The sequence below is a fragment of the Paenibacillus zanthoxyli JH29 genome, assembly GCF_000520715.1.
Lineage (GTDB): Bacteria > Bacillota > Bacilli > Paenibacillales > Paenibacillaceae > Paenibacillus_AQ > Paenibacillus_AQ zanthoxyli.
Genome location: NZ_ASSD01000529.1, coordinates 1 through 23,354, shown reverse-complemented (window position 1 = coordinate 23,354; position 23,354 = coordinate 1). Strand labels below are relative to the sequence as shown.

General features: G+C 52.3%; 25 protein-coding genes. 7 read left to right on the top strand and 18 right to left on the bottom strand.

The features are described from left to right. Window positions 1–56 precede the first annotated feature (56 nt). The 3 genes from ilvC to ilvB all read right to left on the bottom strand — a co-directional run bounded on the left by ilvC (window position 57) and on the right by ilvB (window position 3,447). Window positions 57–1,049, bottom strand: a complete 993-nt coding sequence (gene ilvC / locus L691_RS0120540) for a ketol-acid reductoisomerase (RefSeq protein ID WP_025692224.1) — start codon at window positions 1,047–1,049, stop codon at window positions 57–59. A gap of 167 nt (window positions 1,050–1,216) precedes the next feature. Further along, window positions 1,217–1,702, bottom strand: coding sequence for an acetolactate synthase small subunit (gene ilvN / locus L691_RS0120535; RefSeq protein ID WP_036737497.1), 486 nt, complete (start codon window positions 1,700–1,702; stop codon window positions 1,217–1,219). 2 nt (window positions 1,703–1,704) lie between these two features. Further along, entirely contained in the window at window positions 1,705–3,447 is a 1,743-nt protein-coding gene (gene ilvB, locus L691_RS0120530) for a biosynthetic-type acetolactate synthase large subunit (protein ID WP_025692222.1), read from the bottom strand. Window positions 3,448–4,034: 587 nt separating this feature from the next. Between ilvB and L691_RS0120525 the strand changes: the two genes are divergently transcribed. Next, window positions 4,035–4,493: a GNAT family N-acetyltransferase gene (locus L691_RS0120525; protein WP_025692221.1), complete on the top strand. Its 459-nt coding sequence runs from the start codon at window positions 4,035–4,037 to the stop codon at window positions 4,491–4,493. 8 nt (window positions 4,494–4,501) lie between these two features. Here L691_RS0120525 and L691_RS0120520 read toward each other — a convergent pair whose 3' ends face one another. From L691_RS0120520 to L691_RS0120500, 5 genes are all read right to left on the bottom strand, one after another. Continuing rightward, complete coding sequence (locus L691_RS0120520; RefSeq protein WP_025692220.1) at window positions 4,502–4,831, bottom strand: hypothetical protein; 330 nt, start codon at window positions 4,829–4,831, stop codon at window positions 4,502–4,504. Window positions 4,832–5,045: 214 nt separating this feature from the next. Beyond that, window positions 5,046–6,002 carry an ABC transporter permease gene (locus L691_RS0120515; RefSeq protein WP_025692219.1) on the bottom strand — a complete coding sequence of 319 codons (957 nt, stop codon included), beginning with the start codon at window positions 6,000–6,002 and terminating at the stop codon, window positions 5,046–5,048. Then, window positions 6,003–7,076 carry an ABC transporter permease gene (locus tag L691_RS0120510; protein ID WP_025692218.1) on the bottom strand — a complete coding sequence of 358 codons (1,074 nt, stop codon included), beginning with the start codon at window positions 7,074–7,076 and terminating at the stop codon, window positions 6,003–6,005. Continuing rightward, complete coding sequence (locus tag L691_RS0120505) at window positions 7,069–8,607, bottom strand: ABC transporter ATP-binding protein (RefSeq protein WP_025692217.1); 1,539 nt, start codon at window positions 8,605–8,607, stop codon at window positions 7,069–7,071. Before L691_RS0120505 ends, L691_RS0120510 begins: the two co-directional genes overlap by 8 nt. A gap of 272 nt (window positions 8,608–8,879) precedes the next feature. Then, complete coding sequence (locus L691_RS0120500; RefSeq protein WP_025692216.1) at window positions 8,880–9,944, bottom strand: BMP family lipoprotein; 1,065 nt, start codon at window positions 9,942–9,944, stop codon at window positions 8,880–8,882. Between the two features lie 274 nt (window positions 9,945–10,218). On the opposite strand from L691_RS0120500, the gene L691_RS0120495 reads away from it, so the two are divergent. Next, window positions 10,219–10,761, top strand: coding sequence for an acyl-CoA thioesterase (locus L691_RS0120495; RefSeq protein WP_408634773.1), 543 nt, complete (start codon window positions 10,219–10,221; stop codon window positions 10,759–10,761). A gap of 90 nt (window positions 10,762–10,851) precedes the next feature. Here the strand turns inward: L691_RS0120495 and rplT are convergent, their stop codons facing one another. From rplT to L691_RS0120475, 4 genes are all read right to left on the bottom strand, one after another. Continuing rightward, on the bottom strand, window positions 10,852–11,211 hold the full coding sequence (rplT, locus tag L691_RS0120490) for a 50S ribosomal protein L20 (protein ID WP_025333812.1): 360 nt from the start codon (window positions 11,209–11,211) through the stop codon (window positions 10,852–10,854). A gap of 33 nt (window positions 11,212–11,244) precedes the next feature. Continuing rightward, on the bottom strand, window positions 11,245–11,445 hold the full coding sequence (gene rpmI, locus L691_RS0120485; protein WP_025692214.1) for a 50S ribosomal protein L35: 201 nt from the start codon (window positions 11,443–11,445) through the stop codon (window positions 11,245–11,247). 32 nt (window positions 11,446–11,477) lie between these two features. Beyond that, entirely contained in the window at window positions 11,478–11,975 is a 498-nt protein-coding gene (gene infC / locus L691_RS0120480) for a translation initiation factor IF-3 (protein ID WP_025692213.1), read from the bottom strand. 300 nt (window positions 11,976–12,275) lie between these two features. Further along, the gene (locus L691_RS0120475; protein ID WP_025692212.1) at window positions 12,276–13,514 is read right to left on the bottom strand and encodes a glycosyltransferase family 2 protein; all 1,239 of its coding nucleotides are present in this window, start codon (window positions 13,512–13,514) and stop codon (window positions 12,276–12,278) included. Between the two features lie 408 nt (window positions 13,515–13,922). Here L691_RS0120475 and L691_RS0120470 point away from each other — a divergent pair, with 408 nt between their 5' ends. Then, the gene (locus L691_RS0120470) at window positions 13,923–14,450 is read left to right on the top strand and encodes a phosphatase PAP2 family protein (RefSeq protein ID WP_025692211.1); all 528 of its coding nucleotides are present in this window, start codon (window positions 13,923–13,925) and stop codon (window positions 14,448–14,450) included. Between the two features lie 223 nt (window positions 14,451–14,673). Here L691_RS0120470 and trmB read toward each other — a convergent pair whose 3' ends face one another. Both trmB and L691_RS0120460 read right to left on the bottom strand, forming a co-directional pair. Beyond that, window positions 14,674–15,387 (bottom strand): tRNA (guanosine(46)-N7)-methyltransferase TrmB, encoded by a 714-nt coding sequence (trmB, locus tag L691_RS0120465; RefSeq protein ID WP_025692210.1) that lies wholly within the window; start codon window positions 15,385–15,387, stop codon window positions 14,674–14,676. A 194-nt stretch (window positions 15,388–15,581) separates the two neighbouring features. Continuing rightward, entirely contained in the window at window positions 15,582–15,764 is a 183-nt protein-coding gene (locus tag L691_RS0120460) for a hypothetical protein (protein WP_025692209.1), read from the bottom strand. A 327-nt stretch (window positions 15,765–16,091) separates the two neighbouring features. On the opposite strand from L691_RS0120460, the gene L691_RS0120455 reads away from it, so the two are divergent. The 4 genes from L691_RS0120455 to L691_RS0120440 all read left to right on the top strand — a co-directional run bounded on the left by L691_RS0120455 (window position 16,092) and on the right by L691_RS0120440 (window position 19,699). Beyond that, entirely contained in the window at window positions 16,092–17,048 is a 957-nt protein-coding gene (locus L691_RS0120455) for a TIGR01212 family radical SAM protein (protein WP_025692208.1), read from the top strand. Further along, window positions 17,048–17,656: a class I SAM-dependent methyltransferase gene (locus tag L691_RS0120450; protein ID WP_025692207.1), complete on the top strand. Its 609-nt coding sequence runs from the start codon at window positions 17,048–17,050 to the stop codon at window positions 17,654–17,656. Before L691_RS0120455 ends, L691_RS0120450 begins: the two co-directional genes overlap by 1 nt. Window positions 17,657–17,683: 27 nt before the next feature. Next, a complete protein-coding gene (locus L691_RS0120445; protein ID WP_025692206.1) occupies window positions 17,684–18,652 on the top strand; it encodes a type I phosphomannose isomerase catalytic subunit in 969 nt (322 codons plus the stop codon). A gap of 90 nt (window positions 18,653–18,742) precedes the next feature. Beyond that, a complete protein-coding gene (locus tag L691_RS0120440; protein WP_025692205.1) occupies window positions 18,743–19,699 on the top strand; it encodes an alpha/beta fold hydrolase in 957 nt (318 codons plus the stop codon). A 223-nt stretch (window positions 19,700–19,922) separates the two neighbouring features. Here the strand turns inward: L691_RS0120440 and L691_RS0120435 are convergent, their stop codons facing one another. The 4 genes from L691_RS0120435 to L691_RS29605 form a co-directional block, all read right to left on the bottom strand. Continuing rightward, complete coding sequence (locus tag L691_RS0120435) at window positions 19,923–20,177, bottom strand: hypothetical protein (protein WP_025692204.1); 255 nt, start codon at window positions 20,175–20,177, stop codon at window positions 19,923–19,925. 259 nt (window positions 20,178–20,436) lie between these two features. Further along, window positions 20,437–21,096 (bottom strand): nucleotidyltransferase family protein, encoded by a 660-nt coding sequence (locus L691_RS0120430; protein ID WP_232229240.1) that lies wholly within the window; start codon window positions 21,094–21,096, stop codon window positions 20,437–20,439. A 77-nt stretch (window positions 21,097–21,173) separates the two neighbouring features. Next, the gene (locus L691_RS0120425; RefSeq protein ID WP_025692202.1) at window positions 21,174–23,060 is read right to left on the bottom strand and encodes a B12-binding domain-containing radical SAM protein; all 1,887 of its coding nucleotides are present in this window, start codon (window positions 23,058–23,060) and stop codon (window positions 21,174–21,176) included. Window positions 23,061–23,075: 15 nt separating this feature from the next. Continuing rightward, on the bottom strand, window positions 23,076–23,354 hold a 279-nt coding region (locus L691_RS29605; RefSeq protein WP_036737492.1), incomplete at its 5' end, for an HRDC domain-containing protein.

The following is a 23,354-nucleotide window of genomic DNA, read 5'->3' as shown; positions in this document are numbered from 1 at the left end:
GCCGCACCTGAAGAACTTGCGTTTATATGTGAAACCTTACATTGATTATGCCAATCTTATTTCTTGATCCAAGCCATCATATCGCGCAATTCTTTGCCGACCACCTCGATTGGATGAGCAGCTTCGTTGCGGCGCGTAGCGGTCAGGAATGCACGTCCCGATTGGTTCTCCAGAATGAAATCGCGAGCGAATTTGCCCTGCTGGATGTCGGTGAGGACAGCCTTCATCGCTTTCTTCGTTTCGTCGGTTACAACGCGCGGGCCGGTTACATAATCGCCGTATTCCGCTGTGTTACTGATGGAATCGCGCATCGTTGCCATACCTCCTTCATAGATGAGGTCAACGATCAGCTTCATCTCGTGCAAGCACTCAAAGTAGGCCATTTCCGGAGCATAACCGGCTTCAACCAGCGTTTCAAAGCCAGCTTTGATCAGAGCCGTAACGCCGCCGCACAGTACAGCTTGTTCGCCGAACAGATCGGTTTCCGTCTCTTCACGGAAAGAGGTTTCGATTACCCCTGCGCGGGTACAGCCGATACCTTTGGCATAAGCAAGACCGATTGCTTTTGCGTTGCCTGTAGCATCCTGCTCGATCGCGATCAGGCCGGGGACGCCAAAGCCTTCTTCATAAGTGCGGCGAACCATGTGTCCTGGGGACTTTGGCGCTACCAGCAGCACATCCGAATCCTTCGGAGCTACGATTTGACCGAAATGAACGTTGAAGCCGTGGGAGAACATAAGCGCCGCACCTTGCTTCAGGTTTGGCTCGATTTCGTTCTTGTAAACGGCAGCCTGGGTTTCGTCAGGCATCAGGATTTGCACTACGTCCGCACGGGATACCGCTTCGGAGACAGGCAGCACTTCGAAACCGTCATTCTTTGCTGTTTGGAAGGATTTACCTTCGCGCAGGCCAATGATGACTTGAAGTCCGCTGTCACGCAGGTTCTGCGCCTGGGCATGTCCCTGGCTGCCATAACCGATAACCGCGATTGTTTTACCTTTTAATACGCTCAGATCTCCATCCTGCTCATAGTACGTTGTTACTGCCATTGTCAAAATCCTCCTTTAATTTGCAACCCATCTAAAGAGCGGGTGCTTCAGGAGAAGGGCTGTACATGCAGCGCTTTCCCTCAAGCTCCCGCTCTTTAGCGGGAATGCCGTTCACTATTATATTGTACTGCAAAAAAGCAGCAATTCGCTAAAGCTGTAAAATATACCTATTGCACATTGCCGCGGATCATTGCCGTAACGCCGGTCCGGGACAGCTCTCTGATGCCGTACGGCTTCAGCAGTTCGATCATTGCATCAATCTTCTGCGTATCCCCGACCACCTGCACCAGCAAGCTCGTGCTGCCGATGTCGACAACGGAGGCGCGGAACGTTTCGACCACGCCCATGATTTCCGGCCGCTCGGAAGGCTCGGCCTTGACCTTAATCAGCGCCAGCTCGCGGGCAACCATCGGCTTTGCGCTAAGGTCAACTACCTTAATGACGTCGATCAGCTTGTAGAGCTGCTTCTCAATCTGCTCCAGCTGGTCGTCATCCCCCAAAGTGACGATGACCATTCTGGATAATCCCGCTTCCTCGGATTGACCTACGGTAATGCTCTCAATGTTAAACCCGCGCCGTCCGAACAGCCCCGATACCCGTTGGAGCACACCAGGCTGGTCGTTCACCAGCACGGAAATCGTATTTCTTTCCACCGTTATTCATCCCCCATCAGCATTTGATCGATCGTCGAGCCCTGGGTTACCATCGGGTAGACATTTTCATCCTTGGAAACGCGGAATTCCACAAGTACCGGTCCCGGTGTTTCCAAAGCTTCCTGCCATGCAGCCCTTGCTTCTTCCTTCGTCGTCGCCAGGATACCTTTTACACCGTAAGCTTCTGCCAGCTTCACAAAGTTCGGGCTGCCGGCCAGATCCGTGTAGCTGTAACGTTTCTCATAGATGAGATTCTGCCACTGCCGCACCATGCCGAGCACCTCGTTATTGAGAACGACAATCTTGACTGGAATGTTATGGATAGCGCATATCGCCAGCTCTTGGGAACACATCTGCATACCACCGTCGCCGTTGATCGAGACCACCAGCCGTTCCGGATAGGCCATCTGCGCACCGATTGCCGAAGGGAGCCCGAAGCCCATCGTTCCGAGACCGCCGGAAGTAACCCAAGAACGGGGATGATTGAACTTGTAATACTGCGCCGCCCACATTTGGTGCTGACCGACGTCCGTCGTCACAATGGCCTCACCTTTTGTGGTGTCATTGATCAGTTCGATAACCCACTGCGGCTTCAGCTCAATATCGGAGTCAGTATAACGAAGCGGCTTATCCACCTTCCACTGGGCGATTTGCGCTCTCCACGCATCGGCATTCGAAGCCCGTTTAACTTCCGGATTCAACATCTCCAGCACCGTCTTAACGTCTCCTACGATCGGAATGTCAGGCGATATGTTCTTGCCGATTTCGGCAGGGTCGATGTCGATATGCACGATTTTGGCCTTTGGGGCGAAGCCATCAAGCTTGCCTGTCACGCGGTCGTCGAACCGTGCTCCGATATTGATCAACAGATCGCACTGCTGGATGGCGTTATTTGCCGTATACGTACCGTGCATGCCCGGCATTCCCATCCACAAATCATCGCCGCTCGGGAATACTCCCAGTCCAAGCAGTGTTGTCGTGATTGGGATTTCCGTCCGCTTGACGAATTCGCACATCTCTTCATGCGCGCCGGAGTAAATAACCCCGCCCCCTGCAATGATGATCGGCCGCTCGGCCTCCGAAATCGCGCGTACCAGCTTGTCGAGCTGAAGCTTATTGGGAACGGTGCGGGGATTATAGCCCCGAAGATTCACGCTCGTCACAGGGGTGAACAGCGTCTTCGCCGCAGATACATCCTTGGGAATATCGATAAGCACCGGCCCTTTGCGGCCCGTCGATGCTATATGGAAAGCTTCATGAATGATTCTGGGCAGATCCTCCACATTGCGTACCAGATAGCTGTGCTTGGTAATCGGCATCGTGATGCCGGTAATGTCCGCTTCCTGGAAAGCATCCGTACCGATCAAGCTGGAGAATACATTGCCCGTGATGACCACCAGCGGGACAGAATCCATATAAGCTGTAGCGATACCGGTGACCAGATTGGTCGCTCCGGGTCCGGAAGTTGCGATACAGACGCCAGTCTTACCGCTTGCTCTTGCATATCCGTCCGCCGCGTGAATCGCCCCCTGCTCATGACGGGTCAGCACATGCTTGAAATCATTGAATCCGTACAATGCGTCATAGATATACAGAACGGCTCCTCCGGGATATCCGAATACGGTATCCACACCCTCCAGCACCAGGCTGCGCAGCAGAATTTCCGAACCGGTAATCACTTCCGGCGTCTTCCATTTCTCCCGTAACTCCTCTGTCGACCGCATTTCCGGTATTTGCGTCATCATTCAGTCATCCTCCTTACAAAATATCAACTTTCCTATGCAAACGACGATCGCCTTTGTTTATCCGTTTCAGCCGGCTTCAAACAAAACAAAAAAGCCTTTCATCACCCCTGCGCCGCATAAGCGCGTGAGGGACGAAAGGCTGTTCTTCCGTGGTACCACCCATATTTACAGAGCATCTCGCGATGCAATGCCTTGGCAGGTATGCAAAAACCCATCGATGTAGGCAAAAGCCGATCTTTGCAACCTAAAGTCCTTAACGCGAACCACACGATTTCCCCTAATAATTCCACCGGATATGGCTGGCGGACCTTTCAGGGAAACAGCTCCGAGGTGAGCTCGTATATAAGGGGTTTTGGCGGTGGTTTCAGCAGTTCCACCCGCTCTCTGGTCAAAAGAGCCCTTAAAACTTCGTCCTCTTCATTGCCGATATGATCGTTAAAATGTTTAGACACATTATATGATTCCTTACACGGTTAGTCAATCCCTTATTTTAATCTCTCTGTCTTGTCCTTCTTTTATTCTGGGCGGAACACTGAGCCCCCCGCCAATCATATGATGTACAACAAAGTGTGGAAGGGGGATGCACCGTGATCCGTTACCGCCGCCCTAAGCAGGACGATGCGATTATTCACCGGTTGATTGAGAGCGAGCTTGTGCCTTTGTCCCATTTACCCGCAAAAGTGCTGGACCAGGTCAAAAAAGAACTCCCGCGCCGGCTTGGGCAAGGAGTTACGCTTGTAGCGAGCACCGATTATGACAGCGACCCGCTGGGATTTGTCCATTTTATGCTGCACGGCGATTTGCTCTATATCGATATGCTGGCCGTCGCCGATTCGGCGAAACGAAAGCGCTGGGGAAATATGCTGATGGACCGGGCGGAGCGGTTTGCATTATCACGCGGATGCCATCGCTCCAAAGTAGCTGTGGACGTCGGAAATGCCGCCGGGCTCGCTTTTTACCAAAAGCTCGACTATACTGTGGTGCGGTATCTGCCGCAGAGCATGAGCTACGAGATGGAAAAGCGCTTCTTGCCGCCAGGCATTTGAGTATCTCTTTAGAAAAAACCGTAAGGATAAGGTCCGCCGCCATATCCGCCAGGGCCGTACCCATGGCTGTAACCATATCCCGGACCGTATGGCGCATAGGGTCCATAGCCATATCCGCCGTAGGCGTAAGGAGCGGTTCCTACTGCAAGCAGGTCGAACAGCACAAGCGGTATAATGGCTTTGATTTGCACTTTTTTGCCACCGGTTTGCTGTACGATTAGACGATTACCCGAAATGCGAAGCAGCTTGCCCGCAACCTTAGTTCCGTCTTTTTTCACCGCTACGATATTTTTGCCCACCAGCTTCATAACCTGCTTCTTGGTCACTTGTTGTGTCATAATATCCCTCCTCTTTCTTACGTTTCTTTGGAAAAGAGATCACATTGCCGTCTTCGAGTACAGTGTATTCGGCGCGGCTTCATCCTGCCTGTACCTCTGCCCAGATCATCCGGAATGCATAGCGAAGAATATCCCCTTCCAAACAAAAAAAACGCACTTCCAGCCAAAGCCGGAAATGCGGTTGAAACGAAAGGCGCGCCTGCGGACGCCGCCATTAACGTTTGCTTGGATCGTAGGGTTGTCCAAGCGCAGACGGCGCCGAGGAGCGGCCTACCGCGCTCACGAGAACGATAATTGTCAGCACATACGGAATCATATAAATAAATTCCTGCGGAATACTCTGGGACCAGCCGAATAGCTGCACATAGTTGCGGATCGCCTGTGAAAAGCCGAAGAACACAGCCGCGCCAAAGGCGCCAAGCGGATTCCATTTGCCGAAAATCATTGCCGCAATCGCAATGAAGCCCTGCCCGGAAATCGTGTTGTGGGCAAAGGTGCCTGTAGTCGTCAGCGTAATCGTCGCGCCGCCTATGCCTGCCAACATTCCGCTGAGCATCACACCGACATAGCGCATACGGTTGACGTTAACGCCAAGCGTATCCGCCGCGCTCGGATGCTCGCCGACTGCACGAAGGCGAAGGCCGAACGGCGTTTTGAAGAGCAGGAAATACACGACAATAACCAGTATGATCGCCAAATACGTCGTTGGATAGTTATTGAATAGACCGGGACCGATCACCGGAATTTTGGAAAGCACCGGAATCGGATATTTGCTAAACCCATCAATCAGAGGGGTTTCGCCCGCCCCTTCGAACAGCAGCTTAACCAGGTAAAGCGTACTGCCCGCAGCAAGGAAGTTGATTACCGTACCGCTGATCGTCTGGTCCGCTTTGAACGTAATGGAAGCAACGGCATGAATAAGCGCTCCAATCACGCCGACCGCCATAGCGCAGAGTACACCGATCCAAGGAGCCATCGTTTCGTAGCCGGCGTCCTGAGCATAATAACCGCCAACAGCGGCGGCAAAGGCGCCGAACATCATCAGACCCTCAAGCCCAATGTTAACCACGCCCGAGCGTTCGGAGAAGATCCCGCCAAGGGCGGCAAAAATGAGCGCTGTGGAAAATACCAGCGTTGTATTGAGCATTTGTCCCAGTGTCAGCCAATCCATCTATAACACCTTCTCTTTCTTGCGCTTGAAGTAAAATGGCTTAAGCACCCAGCGCACAATCCCCTGTGCCGCGATAAAGAATATGATCGAGCCGATCACGATGCGGATGAGTTCCGGAGGCACGTCTGCGTTAAAGCTCATGCCTGCGGAACCGTAGGTCAGCATGCCGTACAGGATCGCGGCCAGAATGACCCCGAATGGATGAGTAAGCCCCAGCAGCGCAACGGCAATCCCGTCAAACCCATAGCCGGGTGAACCCGCGAATACAGACTGGTAGTGGAATACGCCAAGCACCTCGCCCGCTCCGGCGAGTCCGGCAAACACTCCCGCGATGAACATGGACTTCATTACATTGCGTCTGACATTCATGCCGGCATATTCGGCCGCATGGGAATTCAGACCTACAGCACGCATTTCGAAGCCCTGCTTCGTCTTCCACAAGTAGATGTAAAAGAATACCGCCGCCGCAAGCGCGATCACAGTCCCCCAATGCAGGCGGGCATTGTCAAAGATGGAGTTCAAAAAAGTGAGCGACATCGACGCAGGAATATCCTCTGAGCGGTTCTGCCCCGGAATCAGGAGGAACGTTCTTACGATATAGTTCGCAAGATACAGGGCAACCCAATTTAACATAATGGTCGTAATAACCTCGTTAATTCCCCGCTTGGCTTTCAGATAACCTGCAATTCCAGCCCACATCCCGCCGAACAGACCCGCCCCGATCACTGCCAGCGGCACCAATAGGAATGTGGGCAATCCGGCCAGCTTGATGCCGATAACAGAAGCTGCAGTCATTCCGATCAGCACTTGACCGTCCGCGCCGATGTTGAACATGCCTGAGCGGAAAGCAAAGGCCACGGAAAGACCGGTCAGCATAAGCGGCGTCATTTCGCGGATCGCTTCTCCGAAATCATATGCGCTGCCGAAGACGCGCTTGAACAAAGCGCCATAGGCTGCGATCGGATCATAACCGCCGATCAGCATCACTGCCGCGCCGACCAGGAATCCGAGTATAATTGCGACAAGAGGCACAATATAGCTGTCTGTCGCAAATATTTTTTTAAGCTTATTCACCCGCTTTACCTCCCCGCTTCAAGCTGCCCGCCATCATAAGCCCGAGCTCCTGATCATTCGTATCCTTCGGATAGACCTCGCCAACAATTTGCCCTTCGTAAATAACGGCGATGCGGTCGGACACATTCATAATTTCGTCCAGCTCGAATGAAACTAACAGCACGGCCTTTCCTTGATCCCGCTGGGCAATGAGCTGTTTCTGCACAAACTCGATAGCGCCCACATCAAGCCCCCGCGTCGGCTGTGCCGCGATGAGCAGGGTTGGCTCTTTGTCTATTTCCCGCGCAATAATTGCTTTTTGCTGGTTGCCGCCGGACAGAGAACGCGCTGTATTGTGAATCGATGGCGTACGCACGTCGAACGCTCTAACCAGCTCCTCGGCATGCTTGTCAATGACTTCGCTATCCATAAATCCATTCCGGTTATAAGGGCTTTTGTAATAGGTTTCAAGCACCATATTCTCACTTACGGTAAAATCAAGCACGAGTCCGTGCTTATGCCGGTCCTCCGGAATATGCGAAACATTCATTTCCGATATTTTACGCGGAGACAGATTGGCTACCTCTTTCCCTTCGATAGCAATCGAACCGGAATCGATTTTACGGAGACCCGTGATTGCCTGGATCAGCTCGCTCTGTCCGTTTCCGTCAACACCGGCTATGCCCAGAATTTCCCCAGCCTTAACTTCAAAGCTGAGATTATTCAATACGGGGATGCCTTCCTTATTCTTGCTGCTAACTCCGTCCAGCTTCAGTACCGTCTTCCCGATGTTCGGAGCCTGCTTGTCTACTTTAAACGTTACATCCCGTCCGACCATTTTTTCCGCCAGTTCGTTCGGATTGGTCTCCGACGTTTTGACGGTGTCGATTACCTTGCCTCGGCGAATAATGGTAACCCGGTCTGAAATGGACATGATTTCTTTCAGCTTATGGGTAATCAGAATGATGGATTTGCCCTCGGCGACCAGGCGTTTCATAATCGCCATGAGCTCATTGATTTCCTGAGGGGTAAGCACGGCGGTGGGTTCGTCAAATATAAGAATATCCGCACCTCGGTACAAGGTTTTCATAATTTCCACACGCTGCTGCATCCCTACGGAAATATCATGGATTTTGGCCTGCGGATTAACTTGAAGACCGTACAGCTCCGATAGCTTGCGGACTTGTTCCGCTGCGGATTTATAGTCGATTTTAAGACCTTTCTTCGGTTCGGTTCCAAGAATAATATTCTCGGTCACCGTAAAAGGCTCTACAAGCTTGAAATGCTGGTGCACCATACCAATGCCAAGCTCAATGGCTTTATTCGGGCTATCGATTATTACCGGTTTCCCGCCGATTTCAATACTGCCTTCATCGGGCTGATACAGTCCGAATACGATGTTCATTAGTGTAGACTTGCCTGCTCCATTCTCGCCTAGCAGCGCATGAATCTCGCCTTTCTCCAGCGTCAGGCTGATGGAGTCATTGGCGACAATACCGGGAAAGCGTTTTGTGATTTGCTTCAACTCTACGACAGAAGGCGCAGCACTCATGGAATCACCCTCATTACAGGAATATATTATAGCTTTGCCGATCATGGATGGAGTTCTGAACCTCCGAATTCCTTAGACATGGCTGTACCGCCCCTTTCCTGGAGCGGTAACTAAGCCGGATTAACCTACTAGATAAACGCAGCAGATAAACGTACTCGCCCTGGATTGGGCCAAGCCAGTCTTTCTAATTTTACTCTCTAACTAAGAACAAGGCCAGCTAAAATAACCGGCCTTGGTTCTTCTTCCGATCTTATTTAATTTGGGAGAAATAATTATTCAGTAGGAACTTTAATCTTTCCATCGATGATTTGTTGTTTGTAATCGTCTACTTTAGCCAGGATATCCGCGCTTACGTTCGCTTTAGATGTTTCCGGCAGACCTACACCGTTGTCTTTCAAGCCGAGCACGGTAGTTGTGCCGCCCTTGAAGGTGCCGTCGATAACTTGCTTGGAAACAACCTTAACCGCTTCGTCAACACGTTTCATCATGGAGGTCAGCGTAACGTCGTCGCCAAATTCAAGGGATTGGTCCTTGTCCACGCCGATAACCCATACCTTCGAGCCGCCGGCTTTGTTGCGGGATTTCGCTTCGTTGAATACGCCATTGCCCGTTGCGCCTGCCGCAGGGAAGATGATGTCATTACCGGCATCGTACAGCGTCGCCGCCAAGGATTTGCCTGTATCCGGCTTGTCATAAGCACCGGCATAAGTAACCGTTACTTTTGCGCTCGGATTAACTGCTGCAACACCCGCTTTAAATCCTGCTTCAAAACGTTTGATTACCGGGCTTTGCATACCACCGATAAAGGCTACTTTATTCGTCTTCGTAGTCAGACCCGCAACAACGCCGACCAGGAACGACCCTTCGTTCTCGGAGAAGGTAACGGACTCAACGTTAGGAGCATCTACTACGTTGTCGATGATAGCCAGCTTGGCGTCAGGATTCTCGCCGGCAACTTTTTTCAGGGAGTCACCCATGTCAAAGCCAATACCCCAAGTCAGAGAATAACCGTCTTTTACAAATTGGTTCAGGTTCGGCTCATAGTTCGCACTGGAATTACTTTGCAGATATTGAACCTTCACACCACTTTCTTTCTCAAGGGCTTTCAGGGCTTCCCAAGCGGATTGGTTAAACGATTTGTCGTTTACGCCGCCAACGTCGGTAACCATACCAATTTTGATATTGGAGTTGTCCGTTGTAGCTTCGCCGGAGCCCGTATTGGTTCCAGTATTAGTGCCTGTGTCTCCAGACGCATTGTTATTGTCGCTTCCGCAACCGGCCAGAATGACCGTGAACGCAAGCAGCATAACAAGAGACAGCTGGTAAATCTTTTTCATCGATTGTGATCCCCCTTAAAGAAATTGGATGTCTTCTATGTTCTCCTTGGACATGCCATTGAAACAAATTATAACGGGTAAAAACCGTAAAATCCAGTGAATTAATGACCTCCGGTTAATAAAAATTTGCATTTTCCTGCGATAAACCGCTTACTCTAACCTGTTATGTAATATTTATAGCCCTCTCATGTAAAATTAGTTAAAATAGTATTGCATAATAAAGGGAATTCCATTATTATAAATGCCTATCAATTCCATGGAAAGGAAGCCTATCATGATGAGTGAATCATCCCAGCCGGCAGCTCCGGCTTCGAAATACTGCCGAGAATCACGTGTATTCAAAACGGGACGGGTCTTCCCGAACGATATCAACAATCATCAGACCCTTTTCGGCGGCAAGCTGATGAGTAACATAGATGAAGTCGCCTCGATCTCCGCGATGCGTCACTGCCGATGCAGCGTCGTTACCGCCTCCACTGATTCCGTTGACTTCTTGTCCCCGATCCGGCCCACCGATTCGTTCTGTTTTGAATCCTTTGTATCCTGGACCGGCCGCACCAGCATAGAGGTATTCGTTAAGGTCATAGCCGAAAATCTATATTCAGGCGAACGCACCGTGGCGGCCACTTCCTTTCTCACCTTTGTGGCTATCGGGTCTGACGGTAAACCGGCCCCTGTACCCAGTGTTATCCCCGAGACGGACGAAGAGAAGCTGGTCAGCGATTTGGCGGAGGAACGGTCGGAGCAGCGGAAAGTCAGACGCGCCGCCAGCAAGAAGCTGGCCTCTCAGCTTATAACGACAAAGTACTGGGAGTAACCGGCTTCCATCTTCAAATACTTCCGCAAAAAAAAGCACCGCTGCTCGGGAATCCCCGGAAGCGGTGCTTTTCATATAATAGGCAGCTGCTTACGCGTTGATCTTCTCTTTGGCTACGGTAGCCAGCGAGTTGAATGCGTTCAGATCGTTTACAGCGAGGTCAGCCAGCATTTTGCGGTTGATGTCCACTCCAGCCAGCTTCAGGCCGTGTACCAGCTTGTTGTAGGACAGGCCGTTCAGACGGGCTGCGGCGTTGATACGAACGATCCACAGTCTGCGGAAGTTGCGTTTCGTTTGACGACGGTCACGGTAAGCATAGACCAGCGATTTCATTACCTGTTCTTTAGCGGTTTTGAAAATGCGGTGTTTCGAACCGAAATAACCTTTTGCCAGTTTCAGTACCTTTTTATGTTTACGACGAACGACGAAGCCGCCTTTAACTCTTGCCATATTAATAAACCTCCCAAAAATTGTGTGATAGAACTATTTCAAGTTAGCTAGGCCTTGCTTCAGACGTCTTACGTCGCCGGGAGCCATTTCAGGGTTGGTTCCCAGAACCCGCTTAGCGCGCTTGGACTTGTGGGACAGCAGATGGTTTTTGTAAGCTTTGTAGCGCGTTACTTTACCCGTTCCGGTAATTTTGAAGCGGCCTTTAAGGCTGCTGTGGGTTTTCATTTTAGGCATTGTGTTTCCTCCTCAATAGTTATGCTGCTTGTTTAAGATGATTTGGGCGCCAAAATCATGATCATGCTGCGGCCTTCCAGCTTGGGCTGGCGCTCCACAACGGAAATCTCGGCCACTTCCAACTTGACGCGCTCCAGAATTTTCTGGCCGATGTTCGCGTGGGTAATTTCGCGTCCGCGGAAGCGGACGGAACATTTCACCTTGTCGCCTTCATTCAAGAACTTAACCACATTACGGAACTTCGTCTGATAGTCATGTTCTTCAATGTTAGCGCGGAACCAAACTTCCTTGATGTCCACGATCTTCTGATTCTTACGGGCTTCCTTCTCTTTCTTCTGCTGCTCGTAACGGAACTTGCCGTAATCCATGATGCGGCATACCGGCGGCTTTGCCTGCGGCGCTACATTGACTAAATCCAGATTAAGATCGATTGCCATTTGCAACGCTTCGCGGATCGGTTTAATCCCGATTTGTTCTCCCTCCGGGCCAACCAAGCGGACTTCTCTCGCCCGAATCTCATCATTGATCATATGGTCCTTACTGATAACTCTCCACCTCCGGATCTGATTGGCTAATAAATAAAACAGCTTCTACCCAAATAAAAAACGGGTGCCGGAAATTACCGACAACCCGTTTGATCAACGTTCATGAACGAACAGCATTCATAAAGCATTGAGATCAAAACCAGCCGGCTATTAGCCGATCAGGTGAGAAGCCGGTGCTTCTGCTTGCAATCTCCAATTAATTTAGCGCACTCAAATAGTTTACACCATTTAGCTTAGTGATGTCAACCATAATCTCAAGCATTATGCACATGCTGTTACGCGGCTCTATCCCTGCTTGCTTTGAACTTCCTCCAGACGCACGACGCGGGTATGCTTCGTGTGGCTCCATTGCTTGTTGTTTTGCGTAAAGAACGCGTAGAACGTAATCGGATACCATGAAATCAGGTAAATCGGGAACAGCAACATGTAGGCGTACACCTTTTTGAACTTTACCTTTTCTAGAATCATCGATACGAAAAAGGTAAACACATTGGCGGCAACAGCGATATAGCTCAGCCATAAAGGCAGGTAGCCGTACAGGTTGGCGATATGCGGGCCGCCCAGCAGCGAGCTGTCGATCCACATCACCGCGGTCATCAGGAATGTCAGCAGGACAATATAGACGTTAACGCCGTACAGGGCCAGATCAAACTTGGTCAAGCTGCGTTCTTTAATACTCTGCCACAGCAGAGGGAAGAAATAACGGCGGGCGACGGTAAAATGCCCTTGCATCCAGCGAAGCCTCTGCCTGGACGACGCCTTGAACGTAAGCGGCTTCTCGTCAAACACTTTAGCGTCGTAGTTGAACTCCGGATATACGCCCTTCGACGCGCTGCGCATGGTGAACTCCAGGTCTTCTACAAGACTGGTTGCTCCCCAGCCCATTTCCTTGAGCAGATCCGTTTCGAAGCACATGCCCGTTCCGCCAAGAAAGTTGGCCATCCCCACATTGTGGCGTGACAGCTGCCACAGCCGGTTAATATACCAGTAAGAAATGCCATAGGCTGCGGTAATCCAAGAATCCTCCGGATTCTTCGTGTCGATGTAGCCCTGAATGACTTTCGCTCCGGAACAGAGATCATTGTTCATCTCCATCAGAAAGTCGGTATGGGCCAAGTTATCGGCATCGAACATCACGACGGCGTCGTACTGGCGCGGCATTTCCCAAAGTTTCCCCAGCATCCATTCGATTGCGTAGCCTTTGCCTCTCAAATTATTGTTGGTACGGACGCAGGCGGTCATGCCATGCTCCCGGACAATGCGGGCCGTTCCGTCCGTACAGTTATCGCAGATAACGAACACGTCATATAGTTCCTTCGGATAATTCAGCTGCTTCAGGTTCTCCATAAGCGCCCCGACCACTTGTTCTTCGTTATGCGCGGCTACGAGCACGGCAAATGATTTTTCCGGCGGGAAAAGCTCTTTCTTCTTCTTCCTGTGCAGTCCGAACAACGAGAAGCCAAACTGGTAAACCGCAATTAGCGCCAAGATCACTTGGAGCGTTACAAAAATTGCATCTGCCATGATCCTTCGATGCCCCCTTTTTTTTGTTCAGGTTCTTTTTTTCTGACCTTTGAACGTAATAAATGACCCTTTTGTTGCAATTCTAAGCGACAGGTATGGAACGTGCCTTTGTCCTCAGCGGGTTCCGCTCTTTGTTATATATGCCGTCCATATGGAGTTTTCGCTTGCGTTCTAGATTTTACAGAACACATTATTTTCTCTGTTACCATATAAACGTGGGAAGTCCGCTTGAACCATTGTACGGCTTAAAGGCATCCAAGTCAAAACTGTCATTTTTCGCGAAAAATCGACCTTTTTCTTGAAATCGTTTCGTGCAAAAAAGTATGATAAAGTTAGTTGTATAGGCTAAAGCGGGTTATCCTAATTAACGCCGTAAATCCTGCGGCCGTTATTAGCGGAGGGACCACTATGAGAACTAAAATGTTAAAGCTGCTTACTGCAGAGCGGCGTCTGTTTCATTGGATCAATGGCCGGCTGCACAACCGTTATCTGAATTTCTGGCTTTTCTATCTGACTCATCTGGGCGGAGCAACCGCCAGCATCGGGATCAGTCTTCTGGTATGGGGGGTTACCCCCCATACGCTGAAGCTGCCTGCCCAACAGGCGCTGATCGCCCTGGCCGTCAGCCACCTTCCCGTGGCCGTCGCCAAAAAGCTGTATCCCAGGGTCCGCCCTTATGTGGCCCTGCCCGGAACGAATACGTTCCGCAATCCGCTCAAAGACCATTCGTTTCCTTCCGGGCATACGACGGCAATCTTCGCTTCCACAGTGCCTTATGTGGCGGCTTTCCCCGTCCTGGGCTTCATCCTGCTGCCGCTTGCCTTGTCGGTTGGATTCTCGCGGATCTATCTTGGGCTTCACTATCCTTCCGATGTGGCGGCTGGCGCACTGATCGGCAGCGCGGTCGCGGCCGGCACGGTTGCATTATGGAGTTAGAGCCCGTATCTCCGGACCTACGACCAATCGGGGGGCAGGTGAACATAACCGGATATCATTAACCGCCTTACCACACTTGCCCTATACCTGCATTTTTATACCCGTATGAAAAATAGGGTTCAGCAGCCTGCCAAGAAATTCGAAGCATCATTGAAACGCTTGAGCAAAAAAAGGGTCCTGCCGGCCTAAGCCGAAGGACTCTCTTTTTGTTATAGGATACCGATTATAGTCTGTACTTATCCAGACGAGAGGCTTGATACCGATTCAACGCTTCCTCTCCGACAATCGCCTCGCAGCGGTGGATCTGAACGCCCTGGCCGACAAATTTCGTTTCGTATTCGGTCATGACATGCTCTTCATTGATCCCTCCCGCATGGAGATCCAGCGAAATATTCGACATCTGCAGACCGAAGTCGGCAAACGCGTTCAAGGAAAATTCAAACAAACTGCGCGAATCCGTCTTCAAATGAATTTCTCCCATACCGTCCAACAGCCCGCGATACTTATCCAAGAAGCGGGGATGTGTCAATCTGCGGCGGGCGTGCTTTGTTTTGGGCCAGGGGTCGCTGAAGTTCAGGTAGATGCGCTGCAGCTCTCCTTCAGCGAACACTTCTTCCGCATATTCGATATTGGCAAGCGCGAGCTTCAGATTCGGCGGCGTTTCCAAACCTTCCGGTTCCCAGATATTCCGCGCCTTTTCCGCCGCCCGGCGAATCAACTCGTCATACATATCCACACCGATAAAATTAATTTCGGGGTATTTATGGCTCATCCGGCTGATAAACTGCCCCTTCCCCATTCCGAACTCGACATAAATCGGGCGGGCGTTGCCGAAGAGCCCGGACCATTGTCCTTTATGTTTGCGAGGGTCGAGCACGACCAGATCGGTCTGCTGCTCCAGACTTTCACGTATTCCTTTTCTTCCGCGTAAACGCATGTTTACTCCTTTCACTTATCGACAAGTTGCGAGCATGATTACTGCAATATTGTGACTAACTTACTCCGAAAAGTAAAGATGCAAAACAGAAAAGAGAAAAGGAACTTCCCGGTCCGCCCGAATCAGCGAAACTCAAGGAAATTCCTTCCGTGTTGTATTTGGAATTGGGGTCCCTAATTTCAACAATTCATAGTCTATCTTGCTTCCGAGCTAAAATCAAATGTCTTCTCGAAAGCATTGCGAATTTTGCGCTGCGCTTCGGCCTTGATCTTCGGATTGCCCTTAAATTCCACGCCTGTGAGCGCAAGCGCCTCGTCAGGAGTCAACTGGACATCGATCGGACCTCTGCCTTCAGGATATGCGGCTTGAGAATTCATGTTCGATCACCTCACGATAAATTATGTGGACCACGGCGACGGGAGATTTTGAATTCCTTCATTCATGCTGGTGAACATGAAGCACTTTCACACTCAAAATATAACACGTCGTGTAAGTAATCTCAAGCCAATTTCCTTCTTTCAAATACCTATTTTTTTAAAAAATTATGAAGCTAGCGCCCGCATGCGAAGAAGCAATTTCAACCCTATGAATCCGCCGATTTTTTCGTCAGACCGCCTTAGTCCGCTGTCCTGTTACGCTCGCTCCCATTTTTTGATACAATGGACTCGGGTAAAATCATTACTTGCAATATAAAGGAGACATCCATGACTATACTCGAAGCCCCTTCCACAGCCTCGCTGTGGGGAGATAAACGTTTTCATACCTGGAATTACGAAATGCGTGAACAGTTTGGCGATAAAGTGTTCAAAGTTATGCTGGACGCCGGGTTCACCTGTCCCAACCGGGACGGCTCGATTGCCAAAGGAGGCTGCACCTTCTGCAGCGCAAGAGGCTCGGGCGATTTTGCCGGAAGCCGGCGCGACGATCTGGTCACCCAGTTCGGGAGCGTCCGCGACCGCCAGCATCTGAAATGGCCGAACGCCAAGTACATCGGTTATTTCCAGGCATATACTAACACGTATGCGCCGGTTGAAGAGCTGCGGGAATATTACGAGGTCATACTGGAACAGCCGGGTGTTGTCGGCTTGTCCATCGCCACCCGTCCCGACTGCCTTCAGGGTGATGTTGTTGATTATCTGGCGGAATTGAATGAACGGACTTATCTGTGGGTCGAAATGGGACTACAGACGATTCACGAGTCCACCTCGCAGCTCATTAACCGGGCGCATGATACGGAATGCTATCTCAAGGCTGTAGAGAAGCTGCGCAGCCGGGGCATCCGCGTCTGCACGCACATCATCCACGGCCTTCCGCAGGAAACGCACGAAATGATGCTGGAGACGGTGTCCGCCGTATCGCAGATGGATGTGCAGGGGATTAAAATCCATCTTCTGCATCTGATGCGCAAGACGCCGATGGTCAAGCAGTATGAAGCGGGGCTGCTTCGTTTTCTGGAGCAGGATGAATATGTGAAGCTCATCGCCGATTCATTAGAGATGCTGCCTCCGGAAATGATTGTGCACCGTCTGACCGGAGACGCCCCCCGCGATCTGCTCATCGGTCCAATGTGGAGCCTCAAGAAATGGGAAGTGCTCAATGCGATCGACGACGAGCTGAAGCGCAGAGATACCTGGCAGGGCAAGTATTGGAGAAAACGCTGATGGGCTTCCTATCCGTGCTGAGCTTTGCCCATAAAATGGTAGAAGAGCGCCTTGCCCCCGGCGAGCGCGCCGTAGATGCCACGGTGGGAACCGGCGCGGACACCTTGTTCCTTGCAAAGAAGGCGGGGCCAAAAGGCGAGGTCTACGGCTTCGACATCCAGTCCGAAGCTTTGCGGCTTGCCGGGGAGCGCCTGCGCCGCGCCAGGGAGGACGAAGGGGGAAGCTCCCTTGCTCCTTCGACTCTTCTACTCAAGAGCCATGCCGTGATGATGGACGAACTGCCCCCTTCGTGGCGCGGCAGCGTCGGGGCCGTCATGTTCAACTTCGGCTATCTCCCCTCGGACGACGCGGATAAGAGCGTGATTACTTTGCCAGACAGTTCGGTTGCCGCACTTGAAGCTTCTCTTGAACTGCTCCGGCCGGGAGGGATTATAACGGCGGTCCTGTACCCCGGACATCCCGGAGGCGAGCTGGAAGCGGAAGCGGCTATGGCCTGGGCCTCCTCCGTTCCGCAGCAGACGGCCAGCGCCATCGTATACCGCCAGCTCCAGCGCAGAACGGCTCCCTATGTTATCGCACTTGAGAAAAAGAGGGTAAAAGATAACTAAACCTGAATTGGAGAGGAAGATGGACCAATGACACTGCCTTATCCTTTAAAATTTCAACCGGAATTCAAAGAACGCGTCTGGGGCGGAAGAGCCCTTGAAAAGTTCGGTCTAGACCTCCCTGAAGGCCATATCGGTGAAGGCTGGATGATCGCCGACCACCCGAACGGAACCTCGTCCGTCGTAAACGGCGAGCTCGCGGGACAGGGCCTGGACCAGATCCGTGAAAGCTACGGACGGGAATGGTTCGGCAGCAAAGGTTATTCGGAAACAAACGGAAGATTCCCTCTACTGATTAAGCTTCTGGATTGCAACGACAACCTGTCCGTCCAGGTTCATCCCACCGACGACTATGAACGGCTGCCTAAAGGTGAATTGGGCAAGACTGAAATGTGGTACGTTCTTGACGCCAAGCCGGATGCCAAAATCATCTACGGCCTCAAGGAAGGCGTGAACCGCGAAAGTCTGGGCCAAGCGCTGGAAGACGGAAGCGTTATGGATCTTCTTCAGGAAGTGCCAGTCTCGGCAGGGGACACGTTCTATATTCCAGCCGGTACGGTGCATGCTCTGTGCGCGGGCGTTGTCGTGGCGGAAATCCAGCAGAACTCCGATACGACTTACCGGATTTATGATTACGACCGGCCCGGCCTTGACGGCAAGCCGCGAGAGCTGCATATCGAAGATTCGCTGAACGTGACCGCTTACGAAGGCGCTGGCGCAACTTCTATGAAGACGGATAGCGCTGTACCCGGAGAATGGCTGCGTCTGGCGGAATCGCCTTATTTTATCGTGGAAAAAGGCATTGTAAGCGGCAACTGGAGCCTTGAAACCAATCCGGAGAGCTTTACCGTACTCGTAATTTGCGAAGGAAGCGGGCATTTGATCTGGGAAGGCGGCTCCCAGCCGTATTCGGCGGGGGAATGCTACCTGCTCCCGGCCAACCTCGGCACTTATACCATCGAGGGCCAGGCTACCCTACTCCGGTCGTATTTGCCTTAAGCCTTATTAGCATCATAGGCGAAGCTTCCGGCTTGGAGATTAAAGCTTCTCTCAGGTCGCCCTGCCGCTTGTTATTAGGAGGAACAACTGGTGACGGAATATTCCTTTACGATGACCGATCCTCTCGGCGTCCCGATACATGTGTACGAATGGCTGCCGGAGGCCGAGGGTCCCGTCCGGGGCATCCTTCAAATCTCGCACGGCATGTGCGAGACGGCCGCCAGATATGCCCGCTTCGCCGAGCGGTTGAACGCTGCGGGCTACGTGGTGTACGCGGGAGACCACAGAGGACACGGCAAGACTGCGGGAAGAATCGATTTGCTCGGCGATGCTGGGCAAGACGGCTTTTATTGGATGCACCGCAACCTTTTGCAGATTGCCGGAATCGCGTCTGGCAGGCATCCGGGAATCCCTCTATTTTTGCTCGGGCACAGCATGGGCTCTTTTCTGACCCAGAAGCTGATGTGCTCGCCGGGGAGTGAAAGATACGCAGGCTATATTCTGAGCGGAAGCAACGGTCCCCGCGGACTGCTGCGGCTGGGAGAGACGCTCGCAAAGGCTCAGCTGGCGCTCATGGGCGAAAGGCACCGCAGCATGCTGCTGAACGGTATCGTATTCGGCCCCTACAACCGATCATTCTCCCCCTCCCGCACCGCCTTCGATTGGCTGAGCAGCGACCCCGAGGAGGTCGACCGGTTTGTAGATGATCCGTTCTGCGGGGCCATCTGCACGACCCGTTTCTTCCGGGATTTCTTCCGGCTTCTGCAGGATATCCATACCGAAGCTGTGCTGGGTTCCTTGTGTAAGGACAAACCGGTATATTTGTTCTCCGGCGAGAAGGACCCGGTCGGAATGAACGGCCAAGGAATCCTTCGGCTCGCGGAGCTGTATGGAAAGTGCGGCGTTAGCGACCTAGAGGTGAAGCTGTATCCGGATGGCCGCCATGAAATGCTGAATGAAAAGAACCACGGCCAGGTTACAGATGATCTGCTCGATTGGCTGGTCCGCCATCTTCCCCCCGGGCAGGATCTCCTTCGGACGCAATAGGAAATAGCCGTATGAAAACACAAAGACAGGCCTCGTCCGTGCTGGCGAAGGACCTGTCTTTTTACGATTGTCCAAAAATATGCTGTTATTTCCGTCCCACGTACAGGCCGTGATTGCTGATGTCAAGAATGGACGGGCGGCCTCATCCGCTGAGCTGATTCTGCCTTCACCGTCAGGGCGCTAAGGTCCAGTATCATATGCTCTGCCGATATGTATTATTGGCTTATTTTGTTTTTTTATGTCTCACTCTGCTGCGTTTTCTCCTGCGGATACGGATAATGCATACCTTACTGGAAGTATGGTAGACCAGCTTTCCGGGTCCGGCTTGATCAAATTCCGTACGGGCGTCTTCGTCTGCAATCGTACGGATCGGCTCAACCTCGTCTATATATCTTCTGGTGCCTTCCTGATGAAATTCAAGGACGGAGAACAAAACAAACTGGTTGGGAAACAGCTGCCTCATTTCTTGCCACTTCATTTCGCGATCCTCCCTTTTTACCGGTGACCCTCACGGATTAAGCACCGTTATATTCTCAACCGAGTTGATCACAGTTTACCACCTTTTGGGACATGTTTATAGCTTAAAGAGCGGAAAAATAGGGGGGATTCGGAAGGTCGGGCTGCGCTGCTGAGGATTAGCTCCATCGTAGAAGAGCAGGAACACCTGCTGGGGATGAGCCCGCATATGCTGGCCGCTGCCAGGAAACGCAGCTAGATGCTATGCTTCCACACAGGCGCTATGCTTCCCAAGGCATTACGGTAAGCTCCGGCCAGCTGCTCTTCCACTTCTCCGCCTTAGCGTAATACGCGCTTTCCGTAACCAGAGTCTTGTTCGGCCTTACGACCAACTGGAACAAGTCCTCCAGGCCGAAAGGCGCGTAAATCCGCCAGCTTCCGTCCGGCTCCTTCCGAACGCCAAGCGAAGAAGCCGTCGTAGGCCAGCTGTCGATCGCCGCTTCCAGAGAAGCGTAGGGCGTAAGACCGACGCCAAACCGGCCGGGATACCACAGGTGAACGCGGGCCTGATTCTTGATGTCGACAGGAAGAGGAAGCTCCGTAAAAAGACGCTTTCCCCGCTCCACCGCCTCGTTCTCCGCTTCATAGCTTAGATCCGCGTCGTCAAAATAGACGATATCGATATCCGATATTCCATACATTGCCAGCCTGCCCGTAAGCTCGTTCCAGACCGTCTGCACCAAGCAGCCCGCCCCGATATAATATGGATACGGACCGAGGCTTCCCGCCCGTTCGAACAGCGAAGTCAAAAGATCGCTTCGTTCAAAAATGCTGATCAGCCGGTCCCGCAGTTCCTGCGTTTCGATCATCGCTGTCCCTCCCTGCAACCGGCTCTCCTTGAATTTATCCTCATACTCGGCCAGTCGAACCGAACCGCTCATCGGCATGAAGCCTCCTTATGCTCCCTTAACTTAACTTTACAAGTGAAGTGCAAGGGCTCTAACGCTGGCGCCCTTTGCTACTGGAGAACCCGCTGAACCGGCAGGTCATACACTCTCGGCTTCTGGCTCTCATCCTGCTGGTACAGCACGAGCAAGAGGGTGCTTTCGCCGTCCTGCGACGGCGTTCCGGCATCCAGCGCGTTAGCTTCACCGACGCCGCTTGCTCCCGCCCGCAGTCCGCTGATGGAAGACAGCGCCCGGGTCAGCGAGAATGGCAAAATCTCCAGCGCCGCGTATTTTTGCAGCTCCCGCTCGTTGATTCCCGCTGCCGGTATTTCCGGCGCCAGAGCTCCCGCAGCCAAATTCCCTACCGATTCGCCGGACACCGCCGCCGGGGTCCAAGGGTCGCCAAGAAGCTGAGGCCGCTCGGCAATCTCTCGGAGATAGCGCCCCCATTCGTTTTTGCCAAGGACCGGCTCCCACCACACCTTGCGCGGCTTGTACTTGTGGCCGAGGAAATAATCGAGCTTCATGAGGCCCGTGATGATCTCCATCTCCGGCGTGCCGCGCTCCAGCAGAAATTCGTTCAGCCGGGTGAACAAATCCTCCAGCTGGTGCCCGATCTTTTGCCAGCCACGCGCTTCCCAGTAATCGCCGAACTCCTGGAAGAAATCAAACGGAGACGCAAAAATATGGCGGAACAAATACTTGACCGTATGATCCAGCCGGTGGCTGTTCCAGTATTTTTCCAGCACATCCTCCAGCCGCTTCAGCCGCACGATGTCCGAGAACGGCATCACATGGCTGCTCAGGATTTCATACGGCGCATGCTCCATATAGACATACTCGTACTTGGCCGCCTGAGTGCGCAGTCCGGTGCCGCGCAGCATTTTGAGGAAACCGAGCTGAAGCTCTTCCGGCTCCATCGCGAACACATCGTTGAACGTTTTGCGGAACGTCGCGTAATCCTCCATCGGCAGCCCCGCGATCAGATCAAGATGCTGGTCGATGTTGCCGCTCTCCTTGATTTTCATCACCGTGCGGGACAGCTTGGCAAAATTCTGGCGCCGCTTGACCAGCTCATTCGTCTCGTCATTGGTGGACTGCACACCGATCTCGAAGCGAAAAATGCCGGGAGGCGCATGATTCGCCAGAAAATCCAGCACCTCCGGCCGCATAATGTCGGCGGTAATCTCAAACTGGAAGACGCAGCCGCCGTGGTTGTCAATCAGGAACCGGAACATTTCCAGCGCGTACTCGCGGTTGATGTTGAAGGTGCGGTCCAGGAACTTGATCGTTCTGGCTCCATTTTCAATCAAATACAGCAGATCCGCTTTGACCCGTTCAATATCGTAATACCGGACGCCCACCTCAATGCTGGACAGACAGAACTGGCAGTTGAACGGGCAGCCCCGGCTCGTTTCAAAATAGGTGATTCTTTTGCCTAAATCCGGCAGATCCTCCGGAAAACGGTGCGGCGTAGGCAGTGTGTTCAGATCGCTCTTCGGACGCGGAGGGTTCACGATCACCTCTTCTCCCTTGCGGTAAGCTGCCCCGTACACAAAATGGAACCTGCGCCCGTCCCGCAGCTCCTCCAGCAGATGATGGAACGTCTCTTCCCCGTCGCCGCAGACGATGAAGTCAATGCCCGGCTCGCGGTTCATCCAGTACAGCGGCTCATAGGACACCTCCGGTCCCCCGAGGACGATGGAGACATCCGGCATGATTTTCTTCAGGATGCCGATCAGCTTGACCGTCTCTTCGATGTTCCAGATGTAGCAGGAGAAGCCGATCACATCGGGCGATTGCCCAAACAAATCCGAGGCGATGTTCATCACCGGGTCCTTGATCGTGTATTCCGCCAGCTGAATGTCGAATTCATGCTGACTGTATGCCTTGAGCAGACGGATGGCCAGCGAGGTGTGAATATACTTGGCGTTGAGTGTGGCCAGGACGATCTTCATGCTGCGTATGCCCCTTTACGATTCATTGGAATACAATTCGCTTTGAAAAAAATCCAGAAATTCCTTCCCGTATTTCCGGTATTTCACTTCCCCGACGCCCTTTACCTTCAGCATTTCTTCTTCCGTCTGCGGGCAGACCACGCTCATCTCCCGCAGCGTCGCGTCGTTGAAAATAATATAAGACGGCACGTGCTCCCGGCCCGCCAGCTCGCGGCGGATCAGGCGCAGCTGCTCGAACACCGTCTCGTTGACGGCCGACGGCGAGAGGTCGCGGCTGCGGCTGCGGTCCCTGCC